Annotated in this window: 11 protein-coding genes and 1 pseudogene; 7 read left to right on the forward strand and 5 right to left on the reverse strand. The window is 29.5% G+C overall.

The window, feature by feature from the left end; translation table 11 throughout:
* On the reverse strand, positions 1 to 201 hold a 201-nt coding region (locus tag MK115_RS08710; RefSeq protein ID WP_287610777.1), incomplete at its 3' end, for a hypothetical protein.
* 154 nt (positions 202 to 355) lie between these two features.
* On the opposite strand from MK115_RS08710, the gene MK115_RS08715 reads away from it, so the two are divergent.
* Together MK115_RS08715 and MK115_RS08720 are read left to right on the forward strand one after the other, a co-directional pair.
* Positions 356 to 994: a methyltransferase domain-containing protein gene (locus MK115_RS08715; protein ID WP_287610778.1), complete on the forward strand. Its 639-nt coding sequence runs from the start codon at positions 356 to 358 to the stop codon at positions 992 to 994.
* Positions 995 to 1,102: 108 nt separating this feature from the next.
* Positions 1,103 to 1,348, forward strand: a complete 246-nt coding sequence (locus MK115_RS08720) for a hypothetical protein (protein ID WP_002807817.1) — start codon at positions 1,103 to 1,105, stop codon at positions 1,346 to 1,348.
* Positions 1,349 to 1,353: 5 nt separating this feature from the next.
* Here MK115_RS08720 and MK115_RS08725 read toward each other — a convergent pair whose 3' ends face one another.
* The 3 genes from MK115_RS08725 to fldA form a co-directional block, all read right to left on the reverse strand.
* The gene (locus MK115_RS08725; protein WP_287610779.1) at positions 1,354 to 2,007 is read right to left on the reverse strand and encodes a DUF3386 domain-containing protein; all 654 of its coding nucleotides are present in this window, start codon (positions 2,005 to 2,007) and stop codon (positions 1,354 to 1,356) included.
* A 76-nt stretch (positions 2,008 to 2,083) separates the two neighbouring features.
* Positions 2,084 to 3,142: a chlorophyll a/b binding light-harvesting protein gene (locus MK115_RS08730; protein WP_025956826.1), complete on the reverse strand. Its 1,059-nt coding sequence runs from the start codon at positions 3,140 to 3,142 to the stop codon at positions 2,084 to 2,086.
* Positions 3,143 to 3,285: 143 nt separating this feature from the next.
* Entirely contained in the window at positions 3,286 to 3,810 is a 525-nt protein-coding gene (gene fldA / locus MK115_RS08735; protein ID WP_011818786.1) for a flavodoxin FldA, read from the reverse strand.
* 140 nt (positions 3,811 to 3,950) lie between these two features.
* Between fldA and MK115_RS08740 the strand changes: the two genes are divergently transcribed.
* The 5 genes from MK115_RS08740 (at position 3,951) to MK115_RS08760 (ending at position 6,604) form a co-directional block, all read left to right on the forward strand.
* Positions 3,951 to 4,685, forward strand: a complete 735-nt coding sequence (locus MK115_RS08740; protein ID WP_287610782.1) for an AhpC/TSA family protein — start codon at positions 3,951 to 3,953, stop codon at positions 4,683 to 4,685.
* 16 nt (positions 4,686 to 4,701) lie between these two features.
* Entirely contained in the window at positions 4,702 to 4,959 is a 258-nt protein-coding gene (locus tag MK115_RS08745) for a SemiSWEET family sugar transporter (protein ID WP_025881879.1), read from the forward strand.
* Between the two features lie 85 nt (positions 4,960 to 5,044).
* Entirely contained in the window at positions 5,045 to 5,269 is a 225-nt protein-coding gene (locus tag MK115_RS08750; protein ID WP_025893489.1) for a hypothetical protein, read from the forward strand.
* A gap of 205 nt (positions 5,270 to 5,474) precedes the next feature.
* Positions 5,475 to 6,269 carry an AEC family transporter gene (locus tag MK115_RS08755; protein ID WP_287610785.1) on the forward strand — a complete coding sequence of 265 codons (795 nt, stop codon included), beginning with the start codon at positions 5,475 to 5,477 and terminating at the stop codon, positions 6,267 to 6,269.
* A gap of 83 nt (positions 6,270 to 6,352) precedes the next feature.
* Complete coding sequence (locus tag MK115_RS08760; protein ID WP_025913672.1) at positions 6,353 to 6,604, forward strand: hypothetical protein; 252 nt, start codon at positions 6,353 to 6,355, stop codon at positions 6,602 to 6,604.
* Here the strand turns inward: MK115_RS08760 and MK115_RS08765 are convergent.
* Positions 6,601 to 7,103 (reverse strand): annotated as a pseudogene (locus MK115_RS08765) (ArnT family glycosyltransferase); the annotation flags it as partial. The gene MK115_RS08760 and the pseudogene MK115_RS08765 overlap by 4 nt on opposite strands.

The raw sequence follows: 7,103 nt of genomic DNA on the forward strand, positions 1-7,103 counted from the left end.
ATTAACGTCATTAAGAACTTGTTTTTTATTCTCATTTTTTCCATAAAAGTGACTCAAATTATTTATTGAGACTGTTTCAAGATTTTTAAAAATTTTTTTTGATGATAGATATGCCAGATCGTAGGTGCTTATTCCGTTTTTATAAGGATTGAATAGGGCATTTTTAGATCTACTTTTTTTACTCCTTTTGAATTCAATCATTTTTAATTAGATTGTTATTTAGTAATTTAACTTTTTTTCAATGGATGTCTAGTTTTATTTAAAATCTTCAATTCATAAAACGCAAAATAAAATTTTTATAACGCAATATGAATATCTATTTACTAAATTTAAAGAACATATATTTACGATCATTTTGAAAGTCTTAAGTAATTATCAAAGAAAAAAACTTGATGAGAGCAATGATGAAGAATTTTATTCTGATCCAAAATTTGTTTATCATCTAGATGCAAACTTCAGGCAAAATCTATCAGATTTATATGAAAGAGAAATTGATAATTATTCAACCGTCCTTGATTTAATGTCCAGTTGGGATAGTTATTTACCTAAAGGGAAAAAATATAAAAAAGTTATTGGACATGGTTTAAACAAACAAGAACTTGAAAAAAACAAAATTTTTGATTCTTATTGGATACAAAATTTTAATTTAAGTCAACAAATTCCGCTAGATAAAGAAAGCGTTGATTATTGCTTGATGGTGGCCGCATGGCAATATTTACAATATCCAGAGAATTTAACCAAAGAAATTGCAAGAATATTGAGTAGAAATGGCAAGATTATTATTGCTTTTTCAAACAGAGCATTTTGGCATAAAGCTCCTAACATATGGACTTCATCTACTGAAGAAGAGAGGGTCAAATATGTAAGAAAAGTATTAATCTCAAACGGATTTAATGAGCCAAAAATTATCAAAAAGTTTACTGAACCAGCACTTAATATCTTTAATTTTTTAAATAAAGACCCATTTTATTGTTTAATCGCAACCAAAGAGTAATTTTTAATTGCATTGCATTAAACAACAACTCTATGAAAAAGTTATCAACTATTTTTCATAGCCATACTTTTAAATTTTTACTAATATTGGGTAGTTAAAATTAATCATATGGGTTCTAAAAGAGAAAAATATCCTGAAAAATGTCCTTGGGATCTTGGCCCTAATCAACATTTAGCAAAAGAAGAGAACTGGACTTTAAGATTAGGAGAAGCAAATGTATGCTTTAGCAAAAATAAATTAGATAATAATTATTTTCATGTAATTAGTAATGAAAATGAAGAGCAAATTCTAGCTTTTAGAGCAAGACTCTTATATCAAAAACTACTTGATAAAGGGTTTAGATTGGTTGAATAAAAAACCTAATTTAATAAGCATAGATCCTCGAAAACAAACTTTTGTGTTTCTTCTTCTTGATTTTGGTTTAAGTATTTTATTGTCCTCGAATTTAATATCCAATAATCGTCTTTACCCATATTTAGAAATTCATCCTCGTATTCCAATTTTTGAGAATTTGTCTCAAGTGTATCTGGATCAATTTGTTGACTACTGTATTTTTTACTAAGGGAACCTGTTCCTGTATCTAAAAATTCTTCAACAAAAATTTCTATTATAGTTCCATGAATTTTTCTGTAGACCATATTAATACAGTTATTTTTAACTCTATATTTATCACCTTGATTCTTACCTGAAACACTCATTTCAATCCCACTTTCAGAATTTTTAAGTAAATTAAAATTATTTTCTGAGTGCACTGATTCAAATTCTCTCTTTACCCTATGTATACACACTTCAAATAACTGAGAGGCAATACTTTTAACAACTTTCTCATCTTCTATATTTTGAATATTTGGTTTAAAGTCTTTACCTAATACGAAGTCACCTTTATGAATATTATTATTAGTCAAGAAAATACATTTACCTTGGTAACCATGAAAATCATTCTTCCAGGTGTAACGATTTTCATAAGCCTTTTTAAAAATCTCCTTACAATTAATTTCTTTTAGATTATCCATTAATTTTTTGAATCCGTGAAAAAATTCTACAAAAAAAACCTCCCTGTTAGAGGAGAGGTTTTTTTATTTGATTAAACTAGTTTTGAGTAATTTTTGTATTTTCAATATTGTCAAAAGCTTGACCAATTTTCTTAAAGTCAAATCCCATTGCTCTTAGTGCGTGCCAAAGATGACCTTGTAAGAAAAAGAAACCCAAATAAAAATGAGTATTAGCAAGCCAAGCTCTTGAGCTATATGCTCCTGAACCTAAATCTACTGTATCAGTAAAATAAGGGGCGAATTCAAATTGAAGCTTTAAGGGTTCTCCATATAGATCAACTGGATATATGGTTGTATTTGAAGCACACCAAAAAGCAGCAACAAAAGCCATATAAGAAACACCAACAACTGAGTATGACAAAATTGCCTCAGCGCCAAGTAATCCTTTTCCTTTAAATTCTGTATATTCTCCAAATTGTTTAGTACAAATATGGAAAACACCTCCAATTATTTCTAGGAAAGCTAGGAAAGCATGTCCTCCCATAACGTCTTCCAGACTATCTATTTTTAAAAAATCAAATTGATGATTCCAGATAGCGGCAATATCTAAATTGTAAATAACTTGTCTTGTAGATCCTATTGCTGGGTCGTAAATTCCATGAATACGAGCCCATTCAACGAACATAATTGCTCCAAGCCCAAGAAAGATTAGATGATGACCAAGAATAAAAGTTAATTTATCTGGGTCATCCCATTCGAAATCAAATTTTTGTGGCTTACTATTTTCTGGATAGTCTCCAAGATCACCTGCAAATTTGTTGGAATGTAATAATCCCCCAGCACCCAATACTGCTGAGAAAATTAGATGTAATGTGCAAATTACAACAATTCCATATGGTTCTGTAATAACACCATTTTCAACGCCACCAATTCCAATACCCGCTAGGTGAGGCAAAACAATTGCTTTCTGTGCACCCATTGGAATACTGGCGTCGTAACGAGCCAATTCAAATAATCCAAAAGCTCCTGCCCAGAACATCATTAGGCCTGCATGGGCAGCATGAGCAGCTATGAATTTACCTGAACGGCCAACAACACCAGAATTCCCTGCGTACCAGTCATAGGTGACATCAGATTTTCCGTAAGTTTGTAACACTTGATTTAAGTAAACAGCAAATTGAGCATATTGCTTATCGCTATTGTTTTTACATGTTCTTTACAGATTTAATTACTTATGTAAAAAAAACATATTGTGAAAGAACAAATGTTACAAACTAGGGAAGTAATATCTGAGAAAGCTTACGCCAATGAAGGGATTTCACCCTTAAGCTGAGAAGCCCATGTTTCAAGACGCGAATCGGTCAAATCAGATTCACTATCCTCATCAAGAGGTAATCCACAAAAGCTTTCTCCAATAACACTTTTAGACTCATCAAATGTATAAGAAGATTTATCTACGTAACCGACCATTTCGGCGCCTGCTTTTGTGAAGTAGCTATGAAGTTCTTCCATTGCATCACAATAGTTTTCTGTATATGTAGAAGAATCTCCTAAACCAAAAATTGCAACTTTTTTTCCTGATAAACTTAGTTCACCAATATCCTCTAAGATTGAATCCCATGCAGTTCCCGATCTTTCTTCATCGGCACCAGTATTCCAAGTAGGTATCCCGCAGATAATTCCATCAAGACCTTCAAATTCTGAAAGATCATCCACATCAGATACATCTTTAGGTGCTTCTGCTGAAGAGATAAAGTTGTGAAGACGATCAGCTACGTCTTCAGTTTTTCCAGTTGTAGTTGCGTAATAAATTCCTACAGTCATAACTTCAAAATGTTTACATTAAAATAATAAAATCTAAAAACGTTAAATTAATTTCTTTAAAAACTTTTTCATGTAAAATTTTATACTAATCAAGGTAAGAAAAATTTTTTGAGAATAATTTATAAAAAATTCAAACCATCGTGACTGACAAATTTCAAAATGATATAAAAAATCTTATTGAAGAATTCAACTTTAATGGGCATAAAAAATTCAAATTAATTGTTTTATTTGGTTTATTGGGAGATTTTGATAGCTTTGAATATGCAATAAATTTGAAAAATTTTATCGATAAGAATCAAGATAAAAATTTAGATATTTTTGCAATTGCTATTGGGAACCAAAATGGGAAAGAAAAATTCTGTAAATTTACTGGCTTTCACAAAGAAAATTTAATAGTTGTTTCTGATAATCAAATCCATAATAATCTAAAAGTCTCAAGAGGATTAGATATTGGTTTAGGAGGTTGGATCAATATGCTTTTGATGTTATCAGGGATAAATTCTTTTAAAACAATTAAAGAAGTTATTAGAGGTTATACCGGCGACCGAAAAGCAAAGCAAATCTATTCAGAATTTGACAAAATTGATGTTTTAAAATTTTTAAAATTTTCAGGTAATTCTTTTAAAAAGGTTTTCGGGGATGGTTATTTGAGACCATTTGAATTAGCAACATTTAGATTAAATAATATGAATGAAATAATTCAAAATTGGAGTGATTATATTCTTAATGAAGAATACCTTCCTCAAAGAGGGGCTTCTTTTCTATTGAATAATAAAAATCAAATTATTTATAAATTTTTCTCAAACGATGTGCTTGGATATTCATCAAACATGAGGGATCCCTTAGGATTTTTGACTGATTTAATTAAAGAATAGTTTTTAAAATATTTTTATGAATGTAGATATATTTGGATATTTTGCAGCGATTTTAACAACAGCAGCATTTCTGCCTCAATTGATAAAAACTTTAAAAACAAAAAAGGCAGATGATGTTTCTTTGACAACATTAATAATGTTTATTATCGGTGTTTTGTCTTGGATTATTTACGGTTATAAAATTTCTTCTACACCAATATTGATAGCAAATTTAATTACCCTGATCTTAAATTTATTGATATTAATCTCTAAAATATATTTTTCAAAAAACTAAATTGAGTAAAAATTTTTTTTAAAAGTAATAAACTTTATATTTAATAATTAAATCTTGATTAAAATAAAACAAAAATTTACTGATCTTGAAAACTTCAAAATGCTGGGTTTGGTTTAAAGGAAGCCTTAACAATGGTGGATATTGGAAAGAAGGTTTTACATGTACTTTTGATGAGAACCCAGGAGTTTTAATAGAAAGTCCTGCTTACGTAACTTGTCGGGTTCCTACATGGAGAGTTTTGACTAAAGAACCAGAAAATTTATATAAATCTCCTCTAATTCCTGACAAAGCAATCTGGAAAATAATTTAAATTCTCAATTAACAATAAAAAACTTTTTGACTGCACTACGGCGAGTTAATATTGCTTTAATAAATATTTAATTAATACCATCTACTCTCTTTTTATAAATATTATCCCTTTTTTAATCTTTGGTTTTCTTCTGGGGAAAAAGAATCCAAAGATTTCAAAATATATAGCAAGACCTCTAATAAGATTTGGCATTCCATTAAGTGTAATGGGTCTCCTATTAAAGGAAGGTATAGATATAAACCTAATTAAAAGTGCATTTTTAGCATTCTCTGTAATTGGATTTTTAATAACTTTAATAAATATAATCCCAATATTTAAGAAGAGGCTTCCAAATTACACATTGCAGCTAGCAGGCCTAATAGGTAATACATCATTTCTTGGAATACCAATTGCGCTAGCTCTTCTACCTTCAACAACTATAAATTTCACTATTGGATTTGATTTAGGAACAACACTTTTCGCTTGGATATTTGGACCTTTTTTTCTTCAAGAAAAATCCAACAGCAATAACATCCCAAACATCAAAGGACTATTAAATGCATTGATAAATAGCCCTGCATCAAGAGGGATTATTGGTGTACTTCTTGCATATCTTTTTCAAATAGATGAAATTTTAGGCAATTATCTTTGGATTCCTGCAAGAATAGTTATTGCTTTGGCAATAATAATTGTGGGAACAAGACTTGGAATAATCACAAATCAAAATGAGAGGATTTTGGATCTAAATGAAGAAATTAAATTTTCAATTTTATTAAAGTTATTTATTCTTCCCTTTATTATTTTTTTAGTATGCAAATTCTTAAATTTTAACTTCTATCAATCATCTGCAGTAATTCTTCAGGCAGCAACCCCAACGGCAATATCCACAATATTAATGGCAGAGGCTTATGGTGTGAAACAAAAAATAGCTTCAAAAATTCTTTTTACTACAACCTTAATTTCAATAATTACAATTCCTCTATTAAAAATGTTTATGAATTTATTTATTCAAACAACTTAGATGAAACTTGTATTTAATGCATGATTAATGAATATTGTAAAGATTATATCCTGATAACTAAATAATGTCTTAAGATTTAGTGTATGAAGTCAGCAAACCCTGAAAATGAATATATCCCTTTAGATCTAAGGATTTCTGTGAGGAGGGATACTCTAAGGCTTATCTCAGAGATGGCTCAAGATATGGGAATAAGCATTAATGAAGTTTTTAGTTTTTTAGCCGAAGATTCTGTCATCGATCTCGAATTAATGGAAGATTTAAATAAAATTGATATCCCAAGCAAGTGCAGCATTGATGATTTAAAAAATGCTCTTCTTAAAAAAAGACTTTGTTAAAATTTTTCAACTTTTCTATTTTCCCAGTCAGATTTATAACCACTTTTAACTAAAAATCTCGAATACTTATTTAAATCACTTTTTTGAATTCGCCATAAATTATAAATCCCAAATTTGCCCAATTTTTGATGATTAATTTTTGACCATTGCTTTCGGCGAGAAGAGAATTCATCTATCACAACCAATAGAGATTTATATTCATAATCGGGTTTATCCTCATAATTTTCTCTTCTATCAGTATTTAGCCTTTCTGAAAGATTAATTAATCCCTCTTCAGTGTTTGGTTCATAAAAAACTATTTGCCTAGAATAATAGTGTAATGAAGGTTTTCTTATCCCGATCATTGCCAAAGTTTCCCTCCCCTCGCGAATATCTAAAATTAATTTTGAGATATTCCTTAAAGGTAATTGTCTAGAAGTATCTGCTAATTTCCTTATTGGGGACATCAAAAAAGATTGTCCAATTAAAAGTAAAATCTGAAGATATAGAAGGATATTTT

Source organism: Prochlorococcus sp. ALOHA_ZT_50, assembly GCF_022447305.1.
Lineage (GTDB): Bacteria > Cyanobacteriota > Cyanobacteriia > PCC-6307 > Cyanobiaceae > Prochlorococcus_A.

What these genes read in the sequence shown, in the direction of transcription:
- fldA (WP_011818786.1), bottom strand. Translation starts at nt 3,810, where the DNA reads ATGACTGTAGGAATTTATTACGCAACTACAACTGGAAAAACTGAAGAC.
- MK115_RS08745 (WP_025881879.1), top strand. Translation starts at nt 4,702, where the DNA reads ATGAATGTAGATATATTTGGATATTTTGCAGCGATTTTAACAACAGCA.
- MK115_RS08760 (WP_025913672.1), top strand. Translation starts at nt 6,353, where the DNA reads ATGAAGTCAGCAAACCCTGAAAATGAATATATCCCTTTAGATCTAAGG.
- MK115_RS08720 (WP_002807817.1), top strand. Translation starts at nt 1,103, where the DNA reads ATGGGTTCTAAAAGAGAAAAATATCCTGAAAAATGTCCTTGGGATCTT.
- MK115_RS08755 (WP_287610785.1), top strand. Translation starts at nt 5,475, where the DNA reads ATGGGTCTCCTATTAAAGGAAGGTATAGATATAAACCTAATTAAAAGT.
- MK115_RS08725 (WP_287610779.1), bottom strand. Translation starts at nt 2,007, where the DNA reads ATGGATAATCTAAAAGAAATTAATTGTAAGGAGATTTTTAAAAAGGCT.